The organism is Exiguobacterium sp. UBA6282, from assembly GCF_002440475.1.
Taxonomy (GTDB): Bacteria; Bacillota; Bacilli; order Exiguobacteriales; family Exiguobacteriaceae; genus Exiguobacterium_A.
This window is the reverse complement of sequence record NZ_DJUM01000050.1, coordinates 11,597-11,904: the sequence shown is the minus strand read 5'-3', so window position 1 is coordinate 11,904 and position 308 is coordinate 11,597. Positions and strand designations below refer to the sequence as shown.

General features: G+C 49.7%; 1 pseudogene. It reads left to right on the top strand.

From position 1 onward, the window contains the following. Window positions 1-308, top strand: a pseudogene (locus B2751_RS12775) (hypothetical protein); the annotation flags it as partial.

Here is a 308-nt window from a genome sequence, read left to right as displayed (position 1 = left end):
GAGAAAAAAGAGGCGATTCGTCCTGCGACATTGGCGAAAGCAAAAGAAGTACCAGCCTTCTCGAAACAAGCGGGGAGTGCCTTAACAGGACGATTTGATTCAAAAGGATTAGCAGTCTGGTATTTTGACGCGAAGGATTTTGTGGCTAAAGGTACACACTTCGAGTTCGAGCTTGATTACGACACGTACGGGACGATGTTCGCGAGCAAAGCGGACGCTGAAGCGGGACGGGTCTACAATCGCTATTACCAAGTCACGGAGGATACGCTCTACTTCCCGCTCAGTTGGAGTGGACGACAGTACTTAGT